This is a genomic window from Enterobacter sp. J49 (assembly GCF_002148625.1).
GTDB classification, from domain to species: Bacteria; Pseudomonadota; Gammaproteobacteria; order Enterobacterales; family Enterobacteriaceae; genus Enterobacter; species Enterobacter ludwigii.
The window spans coordinates 1-512 of sequence record NZ_MWPY01000021.1; the positions used below are offsets into that span (position 1 = coordinate 1).

Here is a 512-nt window from a genome sequence, read left to right on the forward strand (position 1 = left end):
GGTTGGTTGAAGTCGGTAAAGTTATAGGTGCTGGACAGATGAATCGGCGGGACAACGCAGCCGTACTGTTCGTCGTCGTTCAGGCCGCTGCGTACGGCAATCGTGGCTGGTTTACGCGTCATGGGCTCGCTCGGCTCTCGGTTCGGTGAATGAGGCCTAAAGAGTAATCGCAGGATTGATAGACGTCAATACATCTGGACATCTAAACTTCTCTGCGTATAGATTGAGCAATGGCACAATACCCGCTAAAATTATGCCGATATGACATGACGATAAGATGTTAAGCCGCAATGCCTGGCCGAGGCGGGGCATTCAGTGACCCTGGTCGCGTAAAATTGACATTTATTTAGTGAGAACAGTGAAGATCGGGCATAATTGGCCGGTTTTTAGAATTTTGTAAGTATTCTGACAAAGTTAAGGTGTCCCATGGCTGAGTGGAACGGCGAGTATGTCAGCCCTTACGCTGAACACGGTAAAAAAAGCGAGCAAGTCAAAAAGATCACGGTATCCAT

At 48.2% G+C, this 512-nt stretch carries 2 pseudogenes; one reads left to right on the forward strand and one right to left on the reverse strand.

Going from position 1 to position 512, the window contains the following annotated elements:
• A pseudogene (locus tag BJP35_RS24145) lies at positions 1-122 on the reverse strand (PLP-dependent transferase); the annotation flags it as partial.
• Between the two features lie 304 nt (positions 123-426).
• Between BJP35_RS24145 and BJP35_RS04445 the strand changes: the two are divergent.
• Positions 427-512 (forward strand): annotated as a pseudogene (locus BJP35_RS04445) (transcriptional repressor protein MetJ); the annotation flags it as partial.